24 protein-coding genes are annotated in these 24,452 nt (G+C 33.7%); 15 read left to right on the top strand and 9 right to left on the bottom strand.

The features are described from left to right. The first annotated feature begins 71 nt into the window (after positions 1-71). Both ASF10_RS12235 and ASF10_RS12230 read left to right on the top strand, forming a co-directional pair. Positions 72-1,298 carry an NAD(P)/FAD-dependent oxidoreductase gene (locus ASF10_RS12235; RefSeq protein ID WP_056249530.1) on the top strand — a complete coding sequence of 409 codons (1,227 nt, stop codon included), beginning with the start codon at positions 72-74 and terminating at the stop codon, positions 1,296-1,298. A gap of 21 nt (positions 1,299-1,319) precedes the next feature. Continuing rightward, positions 1,320-1,829, top strand: coding sequence for an RrF2 family transcriptional regulator (locus ASF10_RS12230; protein ID WP_056249527.1), 510 nt, complete (start codon positions 1,320-1,322; stop codon positions 1,827-1,829). Between the two features lie 74 nt (positions 1,830-1,903). Here ASF10_RS12230 and ASF10_RS12225 read toward each other — a convergent pair whose 3' ends face one another. Continuing rightward, positions 1,904-2,380 (bottom strand): GNAT family N-acetyltransferase, encoded by a 477-nt coding sequence (locus ASF10_RS12225; protein ID WP_056249525.1) that lies wholly within the window; start codon positions 2,378-2,380, stop codon positions 1,904-1,906. Positions 2,381-2,542: 162 nt separating this feature from the next. Between ASF10_RS12225 and ASF10_RS12220 the strand changes: the two genes are divergently transcribed. The 5 genes from ASF10_RS12220 to ASF10_RS12200 all read left to right on the top strand — a co-directional run bounded on the left by ASF10_RS12220 (position 2,543) and on the right by ASF10_RS12200 (position 5,415). Continuing rightward, positions 2,543-2,905 (top strand): nuclear transport factor 2 family protein, encoded by a 363-nt coding sequence (locus tag ASF10_RS12220; RefSeq protein WP_056249524.1) that lies wholly within the window; start codon positions 2,543-2,545, stop codon positions 2,903-2,905. Positions 2,906-2,986: 81 nt separating this feature from the next. Beyond that, a complete protein-coding gene (gene map, locus ASF10_RS12215) occupies positions 2,987-3,751 on the top strand; it encodes a type I methionyl aminopeptidase (RefSeq protein WP_056249522.1) in 765 nt (254 codons plus the stop codon). A gap of 83 nt (positions 3,752-3,834) precedes the next feature. Beyond that, on the top strand, positions 3,835-4,410 hold the full coding sequence (locus ASF10_RS12210; protein WP_056249519.1) for a Crp/Fnr family transcriptional regulator: 576 nt from the start codon (positions 3,835-3,837) through the stop codon (positions 4,408-4,410). Positions 4,411-4,461: 51 nt separating this feature from the next. Beyond that, the gene (locus tag ASF10_RS12205; protein WP_056249517.1) at positions 4,462-4,863 is read left to right on the top strand and encodes a tautomerase family protein; all 402 of its coding nucleotides are present in this window, start codon (positions 4,462-4,464) and stop codon (positions 4,861-4,863) included. Positions 4,864-4,866: 3 nt separating this feature from the next. Next, the gene (locus ASF10_RS12200) at positions 4,867-5,415 is read left to right on the top strand and encodes a nuclear transport factor 2 family protein (protein WP_056249513.1); all 549 of its coding nucleotides are present in this window, start codon (positions 4,867-4,869) and stop codon (positions 5,413-5,415) included. 59 nt (positions 5,416-5,474) lie between these two features. Here the strand turns inward: ASF10_RS12200 and ASF10_RS12195 are convergent, their stop codons facing one another. The 5 genes from ASF10_RS12195 to ASF10_RS12175 all read right to left on the bottom strand — a co-directional run bounded on the left by ASF10_RS12195 (position 5,475) and on the right by ASF10_RS12175 (position 11,350). After that, on the bottom strand, positions 5,475-6,254 hold the full coding sequence (locus ASF10_RS12195; protein ID WP_056249509.1) for a TIGR03915 family putative DNA repair protein: 780 nt from the start codon (positions 6,252-6,254) through the stop codon (positions 5,475-5,477). A gap of 5 nt (positions 6,255-6,259) precedes the next feature. After that, positions 6,260-7,519, bottom strand: a complete 1,260-nt coding sequence (locus ASF10_RS12190; protein ID WP_056249508.1) for a putative DNA modification/repair radical SAM protein — start codon at positions 7,517-7,519, stop codon at positions 6,260-6,262. A 139-nt stretch (positions 7,520-7,658) separates the two neighbouring features. Next, positions 7,659-8,384: an FAD-binding oxidoreductase gene (locus ASF10_RS12185; protein WP_056249506.1), complete on the bottom strand. Its 726-nt coding sequence runs from the start codon at positions 8,382-8,384 to the stop codon at positions 7,659-7,661. 79 nt (positions 8,385-8,463) lie between these two features. After that, positions 8,464-9,312 carry an AraC family transcriptional regulator gene (locus tag ASF10_RS12180; protein ID WP_056249504.1) on the bottom strand — a complete coding sequence of 283 codons (849 nt, stop codon included), beginning with the start codon at positions 9,310-9,312 and terminating at the stop codon, positions 8,464-8,466. A gap of 175 nt (positions 9,313-9,487) precedes the next feature. Further along, positions 9,488-11,350 (bottom strand): TonB-dependent receptor plug domain-containing protein, encoded by a 1,863-nt coding sequence (locus ASF10_RS12175; protein WP_056249501.1) that lies wholly within the window; start codon positions 11,348-11,350, stop codon positions 9,488-9,490. A 43-nt stretch (positions 11,351-11,393) separates the two neighbouring features. Between ASF10_RS12175 and ASF10_RS12170 the strand changes: the two genes are divergently transcribed. The 8 genes from ASF10_RS12170 to ASF10_RS12130 all read left to right on the top strand — a co-directional run bounded on the left by ASF10_RS12170 (position 11,394) and on the right by ASF10_RS12130 (position 17,427). After that, positions 11,394-12,899, top strand: coding sequence for a PLP-dependent aminotransferase family protein (locus tag ASF10_RS12170; RefSeq protein ID WP_241774947.1), 1,506 nt, complete (start codon positions 11,394-11,396; stop codon positions 12,897-12,899). A 90-nt stretch (positions 12,900-12,989) separates the two neighbouring features. After that, entirely contained in the window at positions 12,990-13,553 is a 564-nt protein-coding gene (locus tag ASF10_RS12165; protein ID WP_056249498.1) for a Crp/Fnr family transcriptional regulator, read from the top strand. Positions 13,554-13,618: 65 nt separating this feature from the next. After that, positions 13,619-13,945: a DMT family transporter gene (locus tag ASF10_RS12160; protein WP_056249494.1), complete on the top strand. Its 327-nt coding sequence runs from the start codon at positions 13,619-13,621 to the stop codon at positions 13,943-13,945. Between the two features lie 282 nt (positions 13,946-14,227). Then, complete coding sequence (locus tag ASF10_RS12155) at positions 14,228-14,617, top strand: hypothetical protein (RefSeq protein WP_198529587.1); 390 nt, start codon at positions 14,228-14,230, stop codon at positions 14,615-14,617. A gap of 438 nt (positions 14,618-15,055) precedes the next feature. Then, entirely contained in the window at positions 15,056-15,619 is a 564-nt protein-coding gene (locus tag ASF10_RS12145) for a DUF6642 family protein (protein ID WP_055093426.1), read from the top strand. 3 nt (positions 15,620-15,622) lie between these two features. Then, positions 15,623-16,543, top strand: coding sequence for a helix-turn-helix domain-containing protein (locus ASF10_RS12140; protein ID WP_241774946.1), 921 nt, complete (start codon positions 15,623-15,625; stop codon positions 16,541-16,543). A 70-nt stretch (positions 16,544-16,613) separates the two neighbouring features. Then, positions 16,614-16,814, top strand: coding sequence for a hypothetical protein (locus ASF10_RS12135; protein ID WP_056249490.1), 201 nt, complete (start codon positions 16,614-16,616; stop codon positions 16,812-16,814). A gap of 40 nt (positions 16,815-16,854) precedes the next feature. Continuing rightward, a complete protein-coding gene (locus ASF10_RS12130) occupies positions 16,855-17,427 on the top strand; it encodes a pentapeptide repeat-containing protein (RefSeq protein WP_056249487.1) in 573 nt (190 codons plus the stop codon). Between the two features lie 133 nt (positions 17,428-17,560). On the opposite strand, the gene ASF10_RS12125 is transcribed toward ASF10_RS12130, so the two are convergent. Genes ASF10_RS12125 through ASF10_RS12115 form a run of 3 tightly spaced genes read right to left on the bottom strand, consistent with a single transcriptional unit; the run spans position 17,561 to position 24,223 of the window. Beyond that, on the bottom strand, positions 17,561-19,132 hold the full coding sequence (locus ASF10_RS12125) for a DUF4957 domain-containing protein (RefSeq protein WP_056249486.1): 1,572 nt from the start codon (positions 19,130-19,132) through the stop codon (positions 17,561-17,563). Between the two features lie 28 nt (positions 19,133-19,160). Beyond that, positions 19,161-20,963 (bottom strand): RagB/SusD family nutrient uptake outer membrane protein, encoded by a 1,803-nt coding sequence (locus tag ASF10_RS12120; protein WP_056249483.1) that lies wholly within the window; start codon positions 20,961-20,963, stop codon positions 19,161-19,163. 17 nt (positions 20,964-20,980) lie between these two features. Further along, positions 20,981-24,223, bottom strand: coding sequence for a SusC/RagA family TonB-linked outer membrane protein (locus ASF10_RS12115; RefSeq protein ID WP_056249480.1), 3,243 nt, complete (start codon positions 24,221-24,223; stop codon positions 20,981-20,983). Positions 24,224-24,452: the final 229 nt, after the last annotated feature.

Genomic DNA, 24,452 nt, shown 5'->3' with positions numbered 1-24,452 from the left:
AAGAATAATCTTATATATATAAAATATATGCTTTAATTTGCGACAATTATTATCGTAATTATCTTATAAAAATGAAAAAACAATTATTGATTATTGGAGGCGGGTTTGCCGGTTTTTGGAGTGCATTGAGTGCAATTCGCCAAAGTCGCGAATTAAAAAAAGAAGATGAATTAGAAGTAACTTTAATAAATATGGACGAATACTTAACCATTCGCCCAAGATTATATGAGGTTTCGCTTGAAGGTTTAAGAGTTGATTTGAACAAATATTTTAAACAACTAGATATCAAACTTATTATTGGCAAGGCAGAAATAATTGATCCGGATCAAAAAATGGTCATTATTGCTACACAAAGCGGTTCAAGAATTTTAAGCTACGATTACCTTATTTTATCTTCTGGTAGTGTTTTGAAGGCAATAAATATTCCCGGAATCGAAAACACGTTTAATGTAGACACGTTCAACGGTGCTCAAAATCTGGAAGATCACTTAACACATTTGGCAAATAAAAACTTTGAAGGCGATGGCGCTACAACTTTTGTAATTGCCGGAAGCGGATTAACTGGACTTGAGGTTGCTACGGTTATCAAAGAAAAAGCGAGTACAATATTAGCCAGACTTAATAAACCTTCGATTGATTTTAATGTAGTGCTTATAGAAAAGTCAGATAAAGTAGGAAGTTATTATTCTCCAGATGCACAAGAGTATGTTTTAGAAACTCTAAAAGCAAAACATATAACGGTAGCAAATGGTGTTTCTCTGGCTGGAGTTGCGCAAAACGGAGCCACATTAAGTGACGGTCGTTTTATAGCTTCACAAACGGTTATCTCAACTGTTGGATTAGTGGCGAGCTCGCTTTGTAACTTCTTTAAAGGAGAAAAGGACAAACTGGGACGTTTGCATGTAAATAAATATCTTCAGCTTGAAGCTTATAATAATGTGATTGCTGCCGGTGATGTTGCTAATATTCCGGTTGATGACAAAGGCAATAGTTCGCTTATGGCTTGTCAGTTTTCTATGTTTCTGGGCAAATGGGCGGGTCATAATGCTGTGAATAGCTTGTTTGGGCAACCGCTAAAACCTTACAGTTATACAGATTATGTGACTTGTGTAGATTTGGGGCAGCAAGACGGAATGTTAACTACCGGATGGGATCGTAAACTGGCTGTAAAAGGTCTTGAAGGAAAAACTATCAAGATGGAAGTAACGACAAAACTAATTTATCCGGCAGAAGATGTTCAAACGGCACTGGAAGATTCATATCCCGAAGTTCCAAACGTTGCTGAAAATGCTGTTTAATATTTTTATAAAATCAGTCATATGCCAACTTTAGGAAAAAATGTCGAATATGCAATACATTCTTTGGTGTATTTAATAGATACTCCGGATAACAGTACGATTACGGTACGCGATTTGGCAAAGTTTCAAAACATTTCAGAAACTTACCTCGCAAAGGCTTTTACAAAACTAAAGAAAGCCGGTATTGTGCGCTCGAACGTAGGTGTAAAAGGTGGTTTTAAACTTGCCAGATCAGCAAGCGAGATCACATTTTTAGACATTGTTCTTGCTGTCGAAGGAGAAATCTCCTTTTTTGAATGCAATGATATCAGAGATAATTGTGTGTTATTAGATAAAAAAAACCTTCCGTGGAAGAAAGGCAACTATTGTGCAATTCATCTGGCAATGATCGAGACCGAAAATAAAATAAAGGAATCTTTGCAGGAAAAAAAACTGCAATGGGTTTATGATACTATTCGTAAACAATACGGGCAGGAAATGATTGATGAAACACAAAACTGGTTTCAGTTGAATATTTTTAATTCAAAATAAATTTTATTCTCAGAACTAAAAAAGCCCTTAAAGAGATTTAAGGGCTTTTTGTATTAGAACGTATATTTTAGCTTTTAGCTAATTTCATATCGCATTGTAGTAAATAGTTTTTTGAAACCCGCTTTTTCGTATGCTTTAACCGCTGATTCATTTTCGTCGTATACTTGTAATCTCACCTCTGTAATTCCCTGAGATAAAATCCATTTTTGGAGGGTGTTAAGTAATAAACCGCTTATTCCTTTTCCTCTAAATTCCGGGGTTACAAACATAAAGCCCAAATATCCAAATAATTCATGCTTTTCGTATGGTTTTGCAGGTCGAATTTGTGCATAACCACTTGCAATAATTTCATTATTACTTTCGACAACCATAATTTCTGTTGCAGGATCTGCGACAAGTTCCTTTATATCATAGTAGAATATTTCTCCGTCTTTTAATGTTGGATCAAAAGGGCGTTCTGCTTCAACGAGAATCTGCAGGAATTCAGCAAGCTTAGGCAAATCAGTATTTTCTGCACGCCTTACAATAATATTTTCAGCATCTTTATTCATATTTCAAATTTATTAAAATACTTTGTGATTTAATAAAAAAGTGCTTAGAAAATTGATTTTTGGCTTTTGTAAATGAGCTTTAATTTTTATTAACGAATTAGTTTTATATTAGCTACAACAAAAAGACAGCCAATCGATTAAATCTCTTAAAAAGACTTTATTATGAAAAATCAATTCGAAGATACAATCAAAAAAGCTTATACCGCTTTTAACGAAAGAAACATTGATAATGCATTATCGACAATGCAGGAAGATGTGCAATGGTCAAAAGCCTGGGAAGGCGGTTACATAAGCGGACATAATGAAATTAAGGAGTACTGGACAAGACAATGGAAAGAAATAAACCCAAAAGTAGATCCGATTGATTTTACAGAAAGAGACAACGGAAGTCTGGAAGTTAAAGTCCATCAAAACGTAAAAGACCTGGAAGGTAATTTGATGTTTGACGGAATTGTAAAGCATATTTACAGGTTTCAGGAAGGATTAATTAAAACTATGGATATTGAACTGGTAGAAAATAATTAATTTTGCATTTAATATTCATTTGCAACTTTCTATAGTATAATTGTAGAAAAGCAAATTACCTCATCAGAAAAAAATAAGATCATGTCGATAAAACAAGAGTCAGAATTAATAGGAATGCAAAAGGCAAGTGAAGCTGTGGCGTATACTTTGAAGGAAATGAGAAACTATGCCAAAGCCGGAATGACGACAAAAGAATTAGACGATTATGGCGGAAAAATCCTGAATGACTTAGGCGCAAAATCTGCTCCATATCTCACGTATGGTTTTCCGGGATGGACTTGTATTAGCGTTAACAACGAATTTTGTCACGGTATTCCGTCTGATAAGAGAATCCTTGAAGAAGGTGATTTAATTAATATTGATGTTTCGGCAGAATTGGATGGTTTTTGGTCTGATAACGGAGGTTCATTTGTTATTGGCGAAGATAAAAACGGACATCAGAAGCTTGTCGATGCATCAAAAGATATTTTACAAAAAGCAATTGATAATATAAAAGGCGGTGTAAAAATTTCTGAGATAGGATATCTTATAGAAACCGAAGCCAAAAAAAGAGGTTACAAGGTTATAAAAAATCTGGGCGGACATGGGATTGGCAGAAGCTTGCATGAACAACCGGATGAATTATTAAACTACAAAAACCGATTTGATCAAAGACGTTTCAAAAAAGATTCTGTTGTAGCGATCGAAACTTTTATAGCAACTTCGTCTTCTCTTGCTGTAGAACTTAATGACGGCTGGACAATGGTGGGTAATAAAGGCGGACATATGGCGCAACACGAACATACAATTGTTGTGACGAATGGCAAACCTATCATTTTGACTGAAATGAACGGAATCTGGAATTAAATTTAAGAACAGAAACTAACACAATATAAAGAGGCTTTACATGGCCTCTTTTTTTATCTTTACCTGACTTATTTTTAGACAAAATGGAATCATTGCAAACTATTTTTACAGAGATCTTAGGTTTAAAAGCGGATCATTTTGAAGAATTTCATAAACATCTGTACATTAAAACCCTTAAGAAAAAAGAATTTCTAATTCAGGAAGGTTCTGTTTGTGATTTTATTGCCATAGTAATTTCAGGAACACTGCGATCATATGTTCAAAATAATGATGGTGAATTTAATAATGATTTTTATCTCGAAAATAGTTTTGTAAGCGCCTACACAAGTTTTTTAACTCAAATGCCTACAAATTGTAACATTGAAGCATTGACTGATGTCGAACTATATTACATCAGTCATAAAGAATTTAATGCTTTAATCGAAAAGGATACTAATTTTCTAAAACTGGCAAAATACATCTCTGATAATTATTTTATTAGAAAATGCAAAAGAGAAACTTCTTTCCTTAAAAACTCTGCCACAGAAAGATTGCAAATGATTAGAATACTTTATCCGGGAATAGAACAAAAAGTGCCCCAATATCATATCGCATCTTACTTAGGCATTAAACCGGAATCGCTGAGCCGCATTAAACTCTTAACATACATCAATAAATAACACGGTTGTTATACAGAGATTTGTACTTCATTAACCTTTAATATTTGAAGTATGCCTGTAATTAATTTAAAAATAAGCGGTGAACAAAATGCCGTTTTAGCAAAAGAATTAGCCCTAACGATTAGCAACCTTACCAAAGAGGTTTTAAATAAAAAATCTGAAGTTACTGTGGTAACAGTTTCATTTGTTGCAAATGATCTTTGGTTTATAAACTCCGAATCTCTAACGGAATTAAAAACCAATAGCTTTCATCTTACCATTAAAATTTCTGATTCGACTAATCTTAAAGAAGATAAAGCAAAATATATAGAGGCTGTTCATCATGCTTTGCAATTGCGTCTGGGCGACATGCATCCGGTAAGTTATACTGCAATCGAAGAGATGAAAGCAGATGCTTACGGTTATGACGGACTTACAATTGAGTATAAATGGATTAATAATCGTAAAAAATAGAAAATGAGATATATTAAATCCTTTATTATTATTTGCCTGACTTTTATTCAACAAGCAAATGCACAACAAAAATCAGACGATAAAAAAGAAATCAATACAATTATAAATCAATATAGCGAAAGTGTTATAAAAAGAGATTCTGTAGCATTTTATACTTTATTTAATGATGGAATTGTAACCTGGTGCGCGGCAATTAAAGATAAATCTCAGGCTAAAGAAGCAGCACAGAAAGGTGCTGATAAAGCTCGCAGCAATTATTTTTCGTCAAGCTATAAGGATTTTCTAAGAGGTTTGTTTAAATATGAATCTACCGAAGATAAATTTGACAACATTCATATTATTACAGACGGAACTGTTGCAACTGTAACGATGGATTATAGTTTTTGGGCGAATAACAAAATGACCAATTGGGGCGGTAAATATTTAACGCTAATCAAACGAGACGGAAAATGGAAAATTACCAGCGTCATTTATTCTTTAGAACTTTTACCTTATTTTGAGCAACCTTCTCTTTCGAAAAGACAAAAAGACAAGAAACTGCAATTGCTTTAAAAATCTTAAATCAGCAAAAGGGAAAAAAGATTTCTCTTTTGCTGATTTATGTAAATTGACTATCTATTTTTCATATCCGGAATTTTCTCTGTCAAATTTTTCCAATATCGTTTTGGCATATGCTGCATATGAAGTTTCATATTTTTTCTGGATTCAATATTTACGCTTTTAAAGAAACAACGCCAAAGATTCTGAAAAAACTCTTCTTGTTCATCGCATATTTCGGCTAAAAATTTAGAAGAATTAGATTCAGCATTAAATTGCAATTCTATTGTTGAAACATTTTCAAGATCATAATAAATACCATATTTACGTTTCGAATCATATATTAACCAGCGTTGGTCTGCATAACGTTTTTTAAAATGGTTTTCTATAATGGGCAAAACATTACAATCCGGCTCAACAATAGCATAATACAATTTATCCTTTGTGAGTTTAAATCGCACAAAAGCTTCCATTCTATGCGCTTCTCTTCTGGTCATTCTTGTTGCTTTTCTAAGATCCCAAACTGCGCTGTTGCTAAAATCTTCTTCAATGTTTTTTGAACTTGCCAAAGCATATTTAGCAAATTGAAACATGATTTGTTCGATATCATCCATATCAGAGAAAAATGCTTTATAGAAATCTGAGAATCCTCCTGCCGAAAGACGTTTTTTTAATCCCATTAAAACCCTATTTGCTTTTTCTACATCTGTCATTACATTATGATGTGTTGAAAAAAGCAAAGCTGCAGAAGCTTCATTTTTGGCAAAAACAACATCTTCAAATTTATATTCATAAATTTCAAATACAGCTGTAAGCCAGCCTTCATAAGTTCCGTCGTAGATTAACTGTATCATCTCAATTAAAATAAAGCAAGCTGATTAGAGAAATCATTTTTATACTTACTATTTTGGAGGTTTAAAATTTGATCTTTAATCTGAATCGAAGTTAAATCCCGCTGCATTTGAAACGGTGTTGCAAATGCCAGAAAATATTTGGCGCGCGTGTAAGCAATTCCTAATTTTTTTAAATCATCAGGAAAGAGTTTTTTAAATTGTCTGGCTGCAACAATCTTTTTAGCGCTTAAATATCCTATTCCGGGAATGCGTTTTATAAGTTCTAAATCGGCGGTATTAATATCAACCGGAAATTGATTAAGGTTACGCAATGCCCAACCCAATTTTGGGTCGATGTCAAGATCAAGATTAGGCTGGTTGAAACCAACAATTTCATTTACATTAAATCCGTAAAAACGAACTAACCAATCTGCCTGATACAAACGGTTTTCGCGTATTATAGGAACCGGAGTACCAATAACCGGAAGTCTGCTGTCATAACTTATTGGCACATATCCGGAATAGTAAACCCGTTTCATATTCATCTTTTGATAAAAATAATCCGCCATGCCCAGAATTTCAAGATCGCTTTCTTTTGTTGCGCCAATAACCATTTGCGTACTTTGACCAGCTGGAGCAAATACAGGGACTTTATAATTTAACTTTTTTTCTTCTTTATGACCAACGATTTCATTTTTTAGATATTCCATTGGTTTAATCACATCAATATGATTTTTATCTGGCGCCAGTAATTTAAGACTTTGCTCTGTTGGCATTTCGACATTTACGCTTAAACGATCGGCGTACATTCCGGCTTGCTGCAGCAATTCGTCACTTGCACCGGGAATCGCTTTTAGATGGATATAACCATTAAAATTTTCTTCTAATCGCAGTTTCTTTGCAATCCTGACCAAACGCTCCATCGTATAATCCGGATTATCAAAAATACCTGAACTTAGAAATAAACCTTCGATATAATTTCTTCTGTAAAAACCAATAGTCAGATCTACGACTTCCTGCACCGTAAAAGCAGCGCGTTTTACATCATTACTTTTTCGGCTTACGCAATATGCGCAGTCAAAAATGCAATGATTGGTTAATAAAATTTTTAGTAATGACACACAACGTCCGTCCTCTGTATAAGCATGACAAATGCCGTATCCTTTTGCATCACCAAGTCCTTTGTCTTTATTTTCTCTCTTGCTTCCGCTTGACGAACACGAGACATCATATTTTGCAGCATCAGCCAATATAGCCAACTTCTCCATCACTCTTTCATGTACCATTTTGAGCTTTTTTAGTGGTTAAAAAACTAAATTTGTTTAGCTCCAAAACTACTCTTTTAAGACACAAAAGTCCTGAATTTGATTGTTCTAAATTGTATCAAATTTCATCAATTAAATTTTAACTATTTGATTCTGTGCTTTACAATCCAATTTTTCCTTCTGCCCAATAGGCTTGCGTGTAGATTTTTTTGTTGGGAACTCCTTTTTCCTTTAAGGCTTTTCTAAATGCCTGAATTGATTTTGCGTTTCCCATCAGGTAAAAATATCCGTGTTGCCATAAATCCCAAATTTTACTGTCTAATTTGTTCAGGATATCTATTGCAAACTCGGCTTTATTAATTGACTTGGGCACGATGTCAACAGAAAATCCCAGTTTATCCGGAACTTTCATAGAAACCGGATCTAATTCTAAAATACCTAAATAATTGTTTTCATTAAAATCTATTTCATCTTTTAAGCTTTTAAAAACACTAATACAGGTTTCATCTCCATAAAAAAACTGATATTTTTCTTCTTTTTTAAAAACCTCAAAACCTCTGGGCATTCCAACCGTTATTTGATCATTTGTTTTTAGATTTTCTACGAATTGACTTCCGGGTCCGTTTTTATGAATATGAAAGATAACTTCAAAAGTTCCCTCTTCACTATTCCATTTACTGGGTGTATAATTGCGATAATTTGTATCGTCGATCCTGATAATTACAGCTTGACCTATTTTAAAATTTATATGTGGAAAATGACCTTTGAACCTGATCATTTTTATATTTTCACTCAACATCTGAGTCGCTTCAACTTTTACTTTGCAAATTTTACTGCTAAAGGCAAGTTCCATAAAATCGCCTATAATTTTGGGCATCGAATTCATAATGGTATGTTTTAATTTCAAGGCAAAATTGAGATTAAAACACAAAGAAAAGGTTGCAGAAGAAATAGGGATGATTGGACTATTCGCGGAATTTTAACCGAAAGTTTAATGGGGTTTCGCCGGTGATTTTTTTAAACAATCTCGAAAAATAAGTATGGTCTTCAAATCCCAGCATAAAAGCAATTTCTTTTACATCATTTTCTGTGTAATAAAGCAATCTTTGCGCTTCGATAATCATTGCATTTTGAAGCCAATAGGTAACTGATTTTCCTGTTGAAATATTGACACAATAATTTAAATGCGAAGTGGTAACATTTAGCTTTTTAGCAAAAAATGAGGGACTTTCTAAAAAAGTAGCATCAGAAATTAATTGCTTGAAATTAGAATATATCAGCATCGATTGATTTTTAAGCTCTAATTCAGTGTGGTTTGATTCTGAATATATATTTACAAAACGATAAACCAAAGCATTAAAAATTCCATTGACAATTGCTGTTTTGTGTGAAGTATTATTTTGAAAAGAACGATGCAATAACGCAACGGTTTGCAAAAGGTCTTTTTTTTGAGATTTATCAATTTTGCTTGTCTGATCTGCAATTTTCAGGTTTTGAAAAACAGCTTCGCAATTATTTGGTACTAAAAACGGAGCTGCACTAATATAATATCCAACTGCGTCCGGCGAAACAAATTGTGGCGCATGAACCTGAAATGGTTTTATAAGTACAATACTTTGTGCGCTAATTTTTAGATCGGTCATGTCACATTTCATGATGACTTTTCCTTTTGTTAAAACAAAAAATATATAAAAATCATCGCGATGCGTTCCTAATTTATTTATGGTTTCTGAATCTGTTCCCAATACAGATAATTCAGCGATATAAATACCTCCAACTGCATCTGAACTCTGATTGTAAATAGGAATTTTCAAATTATTTATTTTGATTTATGAATCTCGTATAACTTTTTAGAAACAATGAGGTTGTACAAACTTAGAAAATTAATCCTAAATTAATAGGCAACAAACAAGGTTACTTAAAATGCAAAATCCCTTTAATCATAAACTGATTAAAGGGATTTTATTTTATTTTTAAAAATTAAAGAACTTAAAAAGTCACAAATTTAACTCCTAAACTAAACCATCTTGAAGGCAACGGCACTGCTCCTACTTCATAATAAGTAGTATTAAAGATGTTTTGCGCATCGACATATATGGTTACTTTTTTAATTGATTGACTTACTCTAAAATCATTTACCCAGTAAGATGGTCCGGTAACTCTTTGACTAAATCGAGTAGCAAATAAAGCCGTGAAGTTTTTATGCTGAAAATCTATTGTATTGGTAATTTGATGTTCTAAAGACGAAACCAAATATTTTGCATAAACAACCTGCATTACATCCTGAAATTTAAAATCCAGATACGAATATGCCAGATTTATATTTAACTTAGAATCGTTTGAGAAATTCACTCTATAATTGGTACGTAAATTAAAACCGTTCGTATTCAGGTTTCCGTAATTGTTACTTTGCCATGGTTCAGTGGTTACATTTCGGGTCCAATCGATAAAATTGCTGATCTTTCTGAAAAAATAATTGGCATTGAAAATAAAATCTCTTTTGATGTATTTAAAACCTAATTCACTCTGAAAAGCGTTTTCGGTTTCTAAATTAGGGTTCCCAATATTTCCCGGACGCTGGTTAAGATACAAATCTGTAAACGAAGGAATACGCTGGCTGGTTCCTATGTTTCCTATAATCTTGAAAGCATCTGTTATGGCATAACTGGCATCAAGAGCCGGATAAGCCTGCCATTTATAATCTGAGTTATAATTAAGGTAAGTTCCAAAATTTACATCAAGCTTTTCTATAAAAGTAGTTCTGTATTGCAGATAAACCCCGAAATTTTCGCGATCATGATCTCCAATATTAGATGAACTAATATCTTCGCTACGAACTTCTGCGCCAAAACCCAGTTCTCCGCTTTCCATTTTATACGTCGTATTTACTTCTGCTGCAAGAGAATTGGTGTAATGCTGACTTCTCGCTGCTTTTAGATTAGAAATTCCGTAATAACGGTAATCATCATAATTATATCTATAACTAAGTCTCGGCATTAATGTCCATTTTTCAGACAATTGATGTTTGGATTGCAAAGATGCAAATGTAGTTTGTACGACCTCGCTTGAATTTTTATCTCCGGGAGCGGCATAAAATCCGTTTGCTCCAAATCCGTTATTGATATAACCAAAAGAAGTTAAAATTTCGTTGGCATTATTCAACTGATAATTACCCTGATAAAATATTTTATTATTTTCGAAAGCTGTATTATATCGGTATCCGTTGCTTTTATCGTGCGAAGCAAAAAGCGAATGTTGTTGTTTCTCTTTGCTTAAAACTCCACCAGCCTGAATTCCGGTACCGTAAAATGTATCTCCTGTATTTTGTGTATCTTTTTCGAAGTTTGAACCTGCGTACGAATTGATCAAAATTCCGGATTGTTCCGGTTTTTTGGTAATGATATTTATGGCGCCCGTTAAACTGTTGATTCCGTAAGTAAGCGCTGCCGGTCCGCGAATTATTTCGATTCTCTCGATTACCTCAACCGGAATAGGAAGATTAAGCATATTGTGTGCAGTTTGAGAATCGATTATTTTGGTTCCGTTCAGCAGTACAACCGTCTGCTCGAAACTTCCGCCATCAATACTTACATCAGCCTGGCTTCCAAAAGGACCTCTTTGTCTCAGGTCTACTCCATTTGCATATTGTAAAATTTCCTGAATAGAACGTCCCGGTAATTTTGCAATTGCAGCTTTATCAATTACATATACATTTCTGTTTTTCTTAGATATTGGTGTGCTAAACCTGTTTTCATGAATAATTACTTCATCAATATTAATCGTGTCTTTTTGTACCTGAGCTTGTAAACCAAGACTTAATAAAGTCAGTATCGCAAAATAAAGTTTTGTCATTGTTTTAATTTTTTTGCAAAAGTAGTATCTTGCCGTACTACTAATGTATACCAGTTTTGCAAAAATGGATAGTCCGGTTCAAATTCCTTTCAAAAGTTTTATTCAGCTAAAGCCAGAAGAAGCAACTGCTTTGTACCTGCAAATTGTTTTTGAATTTATAAAAGCCATACAAATAGGTTTACTTCCTGAAGGCACAAAACTTCCCGGAACCCGCATATTATGCAAATTATTAGAGGTTAACCGCAATACGCTTATCAAGGCTTTTCAGGATCTGGAATTACAAGGCTGGATCGAAATTTTGCCCAATAAGGGAACGTTTATTTTATCTGAAAAAGAACAAAAAAATAAAGCTGACTTTTCTCCTGATGATAATAAAATTCTCTCAAAAGCAAATACAGGCTTTACTTTTAAGCATTCTGCAATTCTCGAAGATCCCAAAGAAATAAGTACTTTGCCGTATCAGTTTAATGATGGTTTGCCGGATTTACGATTGGTTCAGACGGATGTTCTGGCACGTTTGTATGTTTCGAAACTAAAAAAGCAAAAAAGCACCAAAACATGGGAACAAATTCAGACTCAATCTCATTTAAATTTTAAAACCCAGTTTTCTAATTTTCTAAATGTTACGAGAGGAATTCGCATTTCAACATCAAATTTACTTACTACAAACAGTCATGAAATTAGTTTGTATCTGGTTACAAAATTACTGATTTCTCCGGGCGATAAAGTTGTGGTGGCTTCTCCGGGATATTATATTTCTAACATGACATTATCTGATAGTGGCGCACAAATAATTACAATACCGGTTGACAAAGACGGAATAAATACGGAACATCTAAGACAAATTTGCGAAGAACATACAATCAGAATTTTATATCTAACCTCAAATTATCATTATCCTACTACAACTTCGTTAAGTGCAAAAAGAAGAATGGAGGTTCTGGAACTGGCTAATCGTTACGGATTTGTGATTATCGAAGATGATTATGATTTTGATTTTCATTATGATAATAATCCTGTATTGCCTCTTGCTGCTTTAGATTCTAACGAAAAAGTAGTTTACATTGGATCGTTTGGCAGGTCTTTGCCGGCAGGTTTTTGTTATGGTTTTATCGCCGCAACAGCAGCATTTATAAAAGAGCTCGAGAAACATCAAAACATTCTTGAACCCGGAATCGATGTTATCAAGGAACAGGTTTTAACAGATTGGATCAAGGAAGGTGAAGTGCATCGCCTTTCGAAAAAAAATAAAAAAATCTACAAAGAGCGAAGGGATTATTTTGTTACGCTGCTAAAGGAAAATTTAAACGGAAAAATTAAATTTCAGATTCCGGTTCGTGGTTTGGCAATTTGGGTAGAATGGCTTGATCCTTTTAATTTGATTCAGTTGCAAAAACAATGTGCCGCAAATGGATTATTTTTGCCAAAAACGGTTTTATATCAAACTAAAAATCTTACGGCAACACGCTTAGGTTTTGGACATCTGGACCAGACAGAAATGGAAAATGCAATAACAATTTTGCGCCAATCTCTGGAAGCTATTTTATAAAAGCAATACGCGATTTTTAAACACGCAGATCTGGCAGATTCTTTTATAATCTGTGGCTTGATTTAAAACATTTTAAAATAAAAACATAACATGGAAATAGAGCAAATTCTTGACCTGATATATCCTCTGCCGGAAACTTCTAAACTCTTGCTTAAAAATTGTGTGACAGAAGTACGTTATCCTAAAGGACATATTTTACTACGGGCAGACAAAATCGAGACGAATATTTATTTTCTTCGAAAAGGAATTGCAAGGGCATATGCTAATCGAGATGATAATGAGGTTACTTTTTGGTTTGGAAAAGAAGGAGATACTGTTTTATCGATGAAAAGTTATGTTGCCAACCAGAAAGGATATGAAGATATCGAACTTCTGGAAGATTGTGATTTGTATGAATTGAAAACCAAAAAACTCCAAAAACTTTTTAAGGAAGACATTCACATTGCCAATTGGGGAAGAAAATTTGCCGAGAAGGAACTTGTAAAAACCGAAGAACGACTTATCTCCCGTCAGTTTCGTACGGCGACTGAACGCTACAAAGAACTTCTTGTGCTTTATCCGCATTTAATTCAGCGTGTTCAACTGGGATATATTGCTTCTTATTTAGGTATTTCGCAGGTAAGTTTAAGCCGAATTCGGGCGGAAATAAAATAACTTCATTTTTTAACAAATGTAAAATTCCCTGCCAATTCCTTTTCTAACCTTTGCAAAAAAAAGATATGAATTGGATTATTTTAATTATTGCCGGCTTGTTTGAAGTAGGCTTTACTTTATGTTTGGGCAAAGCCAAAGAAACAACCGGAAACGAAATGTACATGTGGTATACCGGTTTTTTAATTTCTCTTGTTGTAAGTATGGGACTTTTAATGAAAGCGACACAAACTTTACCAATTGGTACAGCTTATGCAGTCTGGACGGGAATTGGCGCTGTTGGAACTGTTTTGGTTGGTATTTTGATTTTTAAAGATCCGGCTAATTTCTGGCGTATCTTTTTTATTACTACGCTTATTGGTTCTATTATTGGTCTAAAAGCTGTATCTCATTAATAAAAACATATAAAATTACAACGCATTTATTTTTGGCATAAAATATTTTAAACAGAACATATATCGACTGTTTTCTCACATTTTATGCCATTCCTTTTTATATCATTTTAAAAATCAGGTATTTCTACGTAGTGTTAGAAATGTTAAAAAAGCGATTTTTGTAGGGAAATGTGAAAAACCGTAAATTATTCTCATTAAATGATTTTAAATTAGCAAGAGATTTAATCGTATTTCATAAAAAACAAATTATTACACCTATTAAAACCTGAAAAAACATAAACCATGAAAAATCTTTGGTGTTGGCGTTGTAAAATGGAAGTTCCTATGCTGGATGAAGAGGAATATAAAATAGCATCTAAACTTTATCGCAGTGGTTTTGAAACGGGAAAATGTAATATGACAAGAAAGGTACGCTTTAAAGAGCTTCTTGATTATTATAAGGACTTAACAGGTTTTGAAGCAACAAATCCAAATGCGATCATGCACCACCGAATCGATTTATACGGTTCTGCATGCGAAAACTGCTCTAAACCTTATCGAACCTCTAAAGCTGCGTTCTGTGCTGCTTGCGGACATAAAAGAGAATCAACAATGATTGATTATGGCGAAACACTACAAGAAGCAGCGCCAAAATGGTGGCAAAAATTCTGGGTTCTGGATCAGGTAGAGTAATATTATTTATTGTTTTCACAAAAAAAATATCATAGTTTATAAAGTTTAAAATGATGAGGTTAAATTATAAAATACATTTTGTTTTATTTATTTGTTGTCTATTATTTATTGGTTTAGGCATATTTGAAATTATGGATAAAGGGCTGAAAACCGGAACCAAACTATTTTGGCAATTTTCTCATTTTCTACCTTTTGTAATAGGTATAATTGTTTTTGGGAGTAACTTGTTTTCCAAACGAATCAAAAATTAAACAGATCATACTTTATTTTTAAAAATCCATTTTTAGTTTTTCTAAAAGTGGATTTTTTATTTTAAGCTTTTTTTCAATGTCAAAAATGCGTTAAAAAACTTTTTGAATAGCGGTTTTTCGACAATAAAAAATACTTTTGTGAGAAAGGAAAAACAAAGACCTATCAGCAACCACAAAACATAATGGTATGGATTACGAAAAATTCATCTTCTGCCTCGAAGGTGTTCCAGACGTAGACGACGACAGAACAACTCTAGTGGTTAAAAACTTAGAAGAAATTGCTATTGACCAGGGTATTGCAAGCATTTATAAAACCTGTGATACTATCGAAGGTCTGGAAGAAAGTTTGAATGTGTTGCTTTATGAAGATCATAATTTTAAGGATTATGAGATCATTTATCTGGTTATGCCCGGCGAAGCCAATACTATTTGCCTACACGATTACTATTATAGCCTTGAAGAAATCGCAGAACTGTTTGAAGGAAAAATGAAAGGGAAAATTATACATTTTGCCAATCTCAAAGTACTTGATTTAAATGATGAAGAAGCGCAGTATTTTCTGGATATAACCGGTGCGCGCGCGATTTCAGGATATGGATCTACTTATAATAAAATTGCTAGCTGCAGTACAATCGATAAAGCTTTTTTTAGTCTTTATCAGGATAATGACGACATTACAGAAGTGGTCGAAGAGTTGTATCAAAAACATTATGCTTTGTGCAAATTGCTTGATTTTAGATTGTATTATTAATTCATGAAAAGTAAAACAATCGAAAAAGTAAAAACGTACGAAGCAAAAGGATTCAGGGATAAATTTTTGGGAGAAGATAATCCGATGCAGTTGCTTTTTAAGTCTAACTCTGATCATTTTTTTTGTTTGAAAATGCAGGAAATGATGCGATTGCAATATCCGGTTCCGCCTTCTAAACACAGTTGTCATACTTTGATTTTTATAGCATCCGGCAGTCATGTAATGAAAGTAGGATATGAAGAATATCAAACGGTTTCTAATGAAATTATCATGGTTCCTGCGGGTCAGGTTTTTTCAATAGAAAATGTGAACAGTATTCATACAGGTTATATTTGCCAGTTTCATCCTGATATTTTAATTGGAAAGTATGGCAACCGCGAAATGCTTAATGATTTTGATTTTTTAAAAATATCCGGAAATCCAAAAATTAGTCTGGCTGCAAATGATGTAGAATCTATTACTATAATTTTAAATCGTTTGCAACAGGAATACAAAGAAACTGATATTGCCAACTTAAATATTGTACAGGCTTACCTGATCGCTTTGTTTCATGAAATCAATAAAAACACGACAAAAACTCCTAAAAGTGTTTCTGCCGCAGAAGTCCTGACTAGCAAGTTCAAAGAATTGATTCATCAAAATATCAAGTCACATCATCAGGTAAATTATTACGCTTCGTTACTTAATGTATCTCCTAATCATCTTAATAAATCCATAAAAACGGTAACGAACAAAACTGCAGCCGCATGGATTGACGAAACCATTTTATTAGAGGCTAAATATTTACTGTTTCAAACCTCGCTTTCCATAAGCCAAATTGCTATGCAGGTTGGTCATGAGGATCATTCTTACTTTAGTAGGTTTTTTAAAAAATACGAAGGAATTAGTCCTGTTCAATACCGAAAATTGATTGATAAGTCCTAATTATTGCCTATAGAATCCTATCAAATCGAAAAGCATTTATTGAAATTTGCAACGTAAAAAAAAGCAAATTATGATTTATGTTTTTAAAACTTCCGTTGATACAAATTCGAAATTAGAGTTCGCAAATGCATTACTTCAGGAATTATTACCTAACGCTTTGTGGAATTTTGATCTTGAGGATTGTGATAATATTTTAAGAATTGACAGCGAAGACGAAATAAAAGAAACGGTACTAAAAAATGAAGTTTTTGATTGTATCGAATTAGAGTAAACTACGTTTTAAAAATTTCTTCAAACCTCAACTTAATAATATGGAAACTGCATTACACCAGAACAAAACGTTTGACACGATTGATTACTCGGATCAAAAATTATCTGATAACGAATTTGTAAACTGTGAGTTTATCAATTGTAACTTCTCTAAAAGTGATTTTAGTTATATTGATTTTTTAGACTGTACGTTCAAAAACTGCAATCTCTCTCTTTCTGTCCTTAAAAATACAGGATTAAAAAATATAAAATTTATAGGTTGCAAATTAATGGGACTTGATTTTAGTGCTAGCAATAGCTTTTTATTTTCGATGTCTTTTCAGGATTGCCTTCTGGATTATTCGACTTTTATTTATAAAAAATTAAAGAAAACAAACTTCATTGATTGTTCGCTAAAGGATGTGGATTTCTCAAATACTGATTTGTCTCATTCTGTTTTTAAAAATTGTGACCTTGCCAATGCTACTTTTCAGGATTGTATTCTGGAGAAAACAGATTTTCGTTCTTCGAGAAATTATGCTTTTGATCCATCCGAAAATAAAATTAAAAGAACCAAAGTATCTCATGCTGCACTTGCAGGATTATTAGAAAAATTTGATTTGGATATTGAATAGATTTAAGAAAAGTTTTTAGTCTCAGTCTCAGTCTCAGTTTACAGTCTCTTTAAGCTGAAATAATCATTATTGTAAAGCAAAAAAAGGGATGCAAAAACTGCATCCCTTTTTCAACTAAAAACTTAAAAATGAACTATTGTCTCCATCGTGGATCTCCCACTTTGTTATCTATTAATGTTTGATTTTTAATTGTAAAATTACCTGTTGCTGCGCCTACAAATTGAGGATCTAATGCCGTTCCTGATGTATCAGGTCTATTATTGGCAAGTGCATTAGGATTTGCAATTAAATTTGGCGAGTTGAAATAATTATTACTTGCAAATGTTGGATTTGCAGTAACAGCTTCTCTTGTATATGGCGCAGGTGTATTTGCAAACAATGTATTACGAACAGTTATTACATTGGTAACAAAACGCGTGTATAAAATTGAATTAGCGGCAGTACCTAACATATTTGGGTTAGATATTGTACAAGAATCAATTAATACATTTGTAGTTAAACCTGTAAGACCGGCATCCATACGAATGAAGTATCTTGCTGTAGCACAATTGTTAAAAGTACTGTTTTTAAGAGTAAGCTGTCCTACATGAGAACCTCTGACATCTATAAACTCTCCACCGGCTGTTAATACATTTGTAACGATACTATTTTCTACTATAACAGAAGTAATTCTGGCAGCAGCTAAACTTGCACTGATTAAAGAAACTCCATAATCATGTATATTACAGCCACTTACTAAAAGAGCACCGTAGGTAACACTGTTATCATTGTACTTAACAACTGAAACTGCAGCTCCGGCAGCGCCTTTGTCTCCTTTTAAATCCAGATCTATTAAACTAACGTTTCCTGATCCATTTGCCAGTACAAAGTTTACATGAAGTTTTGGCAGGTCATAGCTGCGTAAACCTCTTATTGCAATTGGTTTACTTAAAGTAATTGCTCCTATTTGGTTAGCAGCTGTATAATCACCCGGTTCTAAAACTAATATAGCACCAGATGTCGCATCAGCAATTTTTTGCAATAAATCATCTGTGTTTTTAACCAGAATACCTGTTCCAATATCTATTCCGGTTGTAAAAGTAACAACACCTCTCTTTTTCGAACCATTAAGTAAAGTAGCTGTGTAAGCCGTTTCAGCTGTCAATGCGCTTATTACTGCAACTCCTGCTGTTTTTTCTGCTGGTGTTATTGCGTGTGTAATACCGCCCGGAGCAACTGTAATTTGTGTTACATTACTATTAGGAGTCCATCTTAAAGTAACTTGTTTAGCCTCTATATCTATTGGCTGTACAGGTAAAAAAATCTGTTCAGATAAAGTAGTGGCTGTTGTTCCGGACCATTTAGAATCTGCCAATCCTGAAGCACTAACTGCTTTTATTCTGATCGAATATGTTGTTTCTCCTTCTAATGCTACTGATAATGGTAATTCTTTTGCAGTAACCTGAACTGTCTTGTAAATTGTTTTAAATTCTGGATCATCAGCACTAAATTCTACAACATAATGATCTGCATCTTCTTTTGCTGTCCAGTTTAATTCGACTATAGTTTGGCTTCTAACTTTTGCCGTAAGTCCAATTGGCGAAAATTCTCTGCTATTTCCAATTCCGTCTAACAACTCCTCATTATAACTTTCGCAACTTGAGATTGCAAATGCAAGTACTAATGTGGCTATTAATCCTTTTAAGATATATTTTGTTTTCATCATAATAACTTTATTAATTTTTTCTAAGATCTTAATAACCGTAATCGTTCTTTAACTGACCATTACTTCCATCAATAAATACTTGCCATATTGGCCAGAATTGTCTGTTATCAGGATTAACGCCTGGTTTGTACAATGAATTTATCTTAGCATCTGCTGCTGTTCCTGTCCATGTCCAGGCAACAGCCGTATAAGCTACGCCAGGGTTTGTAGTTTCGCCTCTGTTTAATCCGTAGATGTCAAGAGATACATTATCTGTTTTAAATTTATAATATAAAGTAGATGGTACATTAGCATATTCGCCTGTTCGTGCTGCTAAATTTGTCATTTTTGACTTTGCCTGATCTAATTTTACTTTTAGTAAATTCCAACGAATAAGTGCTTGCTTACGCTCCATTTCTCCTGTAAATTCAAACTTGTTTTCCTCTACAATAGCATTAAACATATCTGTTTTACCGGTTAAAGCATTTACATAATTTTCTACTTTTACAGGTTGGTCAGCAGGAGCAAAAGCTCTTCTTCTTACTTCTTTCAGGTAAGGTGCAGCTGCTGCGGGACCTTCTAATTCATTTGCAGTTTCTGCAGCAATTAAAAGAACCTCTGCATAACGCATATACATTTTATTAACTCCGTCATCATTGGTAGAAGTAACATAACGTTTCATCCATTCGTAACGATATTTACCAAAATACCATGTATCTAGTGAATTTAGCTCTTGTTTGGCAACATTATTAACGGCTGTACCATATTTATAAGGCACACAAGTTACATCTCTACGGGCATCAACCTGATCATAATCATAAAAAACAAAGGGTAAAGGACCTGCTACACCACCACGGTTAGCACCATTAGCCTGAAACTGATCAATAGCTGAGGTGTGTTTTACAGCAAAAGTAAATAACATTCTACCGCGTCCATCAGCAAAAGGAAGCTCCCAAAGAGATTCTCCTCCGGCAACAATATTTTCCTCATTATATTTTCTCCATAATCCTTCAAAAGTAGCTTCTAAATGAGCGCTGCCACTTTGAATCACTTCACGAGATTCCTTTAACGCTAATGCATACATAGCACCAACTGAAAGTTCCGGATCTGTACTTCTTCTTACTCCGTCAGGATATTGTTGAAAACCACTTGCTGCTAAAGCCAAACGCGCTCTAAATGCTTTTACAAAAGCTTTATTTATGTGTTCTACTGTACTTGTATATGCAGTTTCGTTAGGCCATGCCACCAATGTTGATGCTTCACCCAAGTCTGCAATTAATTGTTTATAAAGAACATCCCTGCTTGATTTAGGTAAATACAAAGTTTCAGAAGTAATAGGTTCAAAACGAGCCGGAACATCACCCCATGCTTTAATTAAATCAGCATAATAAATAGCTCTAAGTGTTAAGGCTTCTCCTAGTAATTGCCCCATTTCTGTTCCTGGCAAAGGATTTCCGTATTGACGTAAACCCTTGATACAAACATTCGCACGTTCAATACCTGAGAACATCATCGAATACGCATTGGTAGTCGTATTCATCTCTGTATTACCTGGCTTTGCATCATAAACACACAAATCTGCCTTATCCCCTGCCGTTTGCGAAGCGTTATACCATTCTACGTCTGTATTTAATCCGTAATAAGGCAAGAAACGCCCTCTGTACGAGTTAGTCTCGGCAAATGGTACTTTTATTCCGTCAATAGCACCTTTTGCAAGTCCGGCTGTTGAGAAAATCAAAGATGCATCTAATGTTGATTGTGCAGGTGCTTCTAAATAATCATCTTCAAATTGTTGACAAGAACTGAATAAACCAGAAATAATCAATCCTGCTATTATTATTTTATGTTTCATTTTGTAGTAAATTAAAATTAGAAATTAAGATTCATCCCAAAAACCATTTGTCTGCTTCTTGGATAAGGACTTGAATCAACCCCAGGCGTAAGTGGATTTTTTCTTCTTGTTGAAACTTCCGGATCAGAACCTGAGTAGTTAGTCCAGACAAAAACATTACTCGCTGTCAGATAGAATCTCAATTTAGAAACTCCAAGTTTAGAGGTAAACATTTCAGGAGCTGTATAGCCTAATGTCAAAGTATTTAATCTTAAAAACGATGCATCTTCAACTGCCCAATCTGTAAAAATCGCGCTTCTCATGTATGGAGACCACATTGTAGTATTGGCATTAAGTTCTGTTAATGCAGCAGGATCTGTTACTAATTGACCTGAAACAGGATCTAAATTTGTCCATCTCTTTCCGTCAGCCATAGTCGAATTTAAATTTTTGTATTGTCCTGAAGCATTAGCTGTCGAAAATTCAATTTTGTCAGCATTATATATTTCATTTCCAATACTCCAGTTAAAAGCTGCCATTAAATCGAATCCATAAGCATTTCCATTGATTACAAAACCACCGGAGCTTTTAGGATTAACATTACCAATAACTGTTTTGTCATTTATATCTACTTTACCATCTCCATTAACATCTTTCAATTTCATGTCTCCCGGTTTAAGAGAACTTCCGTCTCCAACCAAAGTAGTTGCAGTACTAATTACGCCACTTTTTAAAACATATTTTCCTCCAACATAGTCAAAGTCAGAAACTTCATATCGTCCATCATTTTTATATCCATACATAGTTCCTAAAGAAGAACCCACTTCTATGATATAATCATCTCCAATTTGTGAAGAAGCCCAACCTGTGGCTTGTCCAAAATTATTCATAACGCCTAATGAGTTAATACGGTTTTTGTTTATTCCCATATTAAATGAAAAATTCAATCCGTATTTTGCTTTTTCAATTGCAACAACATTTATAGTAGCCTCGAAACCTGTATTTTGAGTTTCACCCATGTTACGATATTGAAAATCGTATCCGGATCCCGGAACTGGAAAATTAATTAACAAATCACTGGTAACATTTTTATAGACATCAAAATTACCATTTAAGCGATTTTTGAAAAATCCAAAATCCAAACCAAAATTCTGAGTAACTGTTGTTTCCCATTTCAAATCAGGATTAGGCATTGTTTTAGAAGGTGCCCAAACACTAGTTACACCGTTAATCCATGTTGTTGGCGTAGATTGAAAAATTTGAACTTGTTGTCCAACAGGAATGTTATTATTTCCTGCTTCACCATAACTGGCTCTTAATTTTAAAAGATTCATCCATGTTTGATTTTTCAGAAAACTTTCTTCAGAAATTTTCCATCCTGCTGCAAAAGCCGGGAAATATCCCCAACGATTATCTTCTAAAAATTTACTTGAACCATCTGCACGAAATGTAGCGGTCAATAAATAACGGTTTTTGTAGTCATAATTTGCACGTCCAAAAAACGACAATAATTTATCATCTGGGCTGTAATAATTATCTACTGCTTGTGGTGTTCCTTGTGTTGTTAATTTTTTTGCCTGATCAAAATCAAAAAATGTTGGGTATCCATGAATAGTAGTTGTAACACTATTTGAATTATAATTGATGCTTTCTTCTCCTAAAAGAGCGCTCAAATGATGATCACCACCCATTATTTTTTTGAAATCATAATTCAGTGTATTTGCATTTCTAAAACGTCTGTCTTTAGTATCCGTCATAATCATTGCAGGCATACCTTGTAACGGACCTAGTGGCGCGTTATCTATATAATAAGTAGTTAGTCCGTAAAAACGATAATCTAAATTGTTATAATTATCCAAACCTAAATCAACTTTCAATTTTAAATTTTCTGCAAGTTCCCATCCAAAACTTCCTAACATATTATAGTTTTTACGAAACTGTTGACGATCATTATCAGAAACTGATCTTAAAGGATTTACCAATATATCTGAACCATCTCCAGATACATCATCTGAAGTTAAGCCTGCTACCGGAAGTGGCGCATAACCAACAATAGTACGCATACGCGAATCTGTAGAAGATTTTTCATTTTGTTCGTTTACACCTCCACCATCAATCTGAGTATCAGAATAACGCATCGTAAAACTAACATCAATCTTATCATTTAATTTACTTTTTAAAGCCAGGGCAAGGTTATTACGTTTATAATCAGAACCTATCATAATAGCTTTTTCATCATAATGAGCATAATTAAAATTATAATTAAGCTTATCAGTTCCACCTCTAATTCCTAAATCACGGCTTTGTACCTCACCTGTACGTCCAAAAATTTGTTTTTGCCAGTTGTCTCCTTTTAAACCTTTGTACATATCCTGATCTTGCCAATTCCCAAAATAATTAGTGTAAGAAGATGGGTTAGAAGCTACTTTTGTTCCTGTTTGCGAAAGCAAAGCATATTCGTATTGCCATTTAGTATAATCATCCGGCGACAAAACATCAATTTGATTGGCCATCGTTTTCATACCATAAAACATATTAAAATTCACTGCAATTTTGCCATCTTTTCCACTTTTAGTTGTAATGATAATTACACCATTTGCACCACGTGATCCATATATTGCAGTTGAAGCAGCATCTTTTAAAACCGTCATAGAATCAATATCAGATGACGAAATATCATTCATACTGTTTATTGGAAATCCATCTACAATAATCAATGGCGAAGCATCCTGAGTAAGGGAACCACCTCCACGAACTCTAATTTTTATATCTGCATCCGGAGAACCCTCAGACGAAGTTACCTGTACCCCTGCAATTCGACCTGTTAAGGCTTCAGCGACATTTGCTACTGGCACTTTTTTCAAATCGTTACCGGAAATAGTAGAAACCGCACCCGTTAAATCAGATTTTTTTGATGTTCCGTATCCAATAACAACAACCTCATTCAGGCTGTTTGAATCTTCAGATAAAGCAACATCAATTTTGGTTTTTCCTTCCGCAGCTACTTCTTTCGTTTTAAATCCGATAAAGGAAAAAGTCACTACCCCTTTCGGATTTGAAAGCTTTAATTTATAGCGTCCGTCAAAATCAGTCGAAGTACCATTTTTTGTTCCTTTTTCTAATATATTAACACCCGGTAAAGTTAATCCTGCAGCATCTTTAACCGTTCCTTCAAGTGTTACATTCTGAGCATTAATTTGAGTGCTCGTCAGTAAAAACAATAAGAAAACAACTGCAAAGTAACAATTTGCTCCTTTGTTAAATAAATCTTTAAAATTCATGGTTGATTGTTTAAGTTATTAATTAGTTTTTGTTTTAAGTGGTTTTTTGTGGTTGTTTTAAGTTAGTCGTTAAACCTTTTTATTTATTTTTTAAAAATTGCTTCTTTAAAAAATTGCGTGGTATTAAGAATTTTGATAGTCCCTCATAAAGGTTCTTTTCTTGCTTAAATAAAAAGTTGTAATCGATTACACAAACATAAATATTTTTTTGATATAAAAAATTTAAATT

Origin of the sequence: Flavobacterium sp. Leaf82 (assembly GCF_001422725.1) — a bacterium.
In the GTDB taxonomy this organism is placed as follows: domain Bacteria; phylum Bacteroidota; class Bacteroidia; order Flavobacteriales; family Flavobacteriaceae; genus Flavobacterium.
Note: the sequence above shows the minus strand (reverse complement) of the source record. Positions and strands in the feature narration are given on the sequence as shown.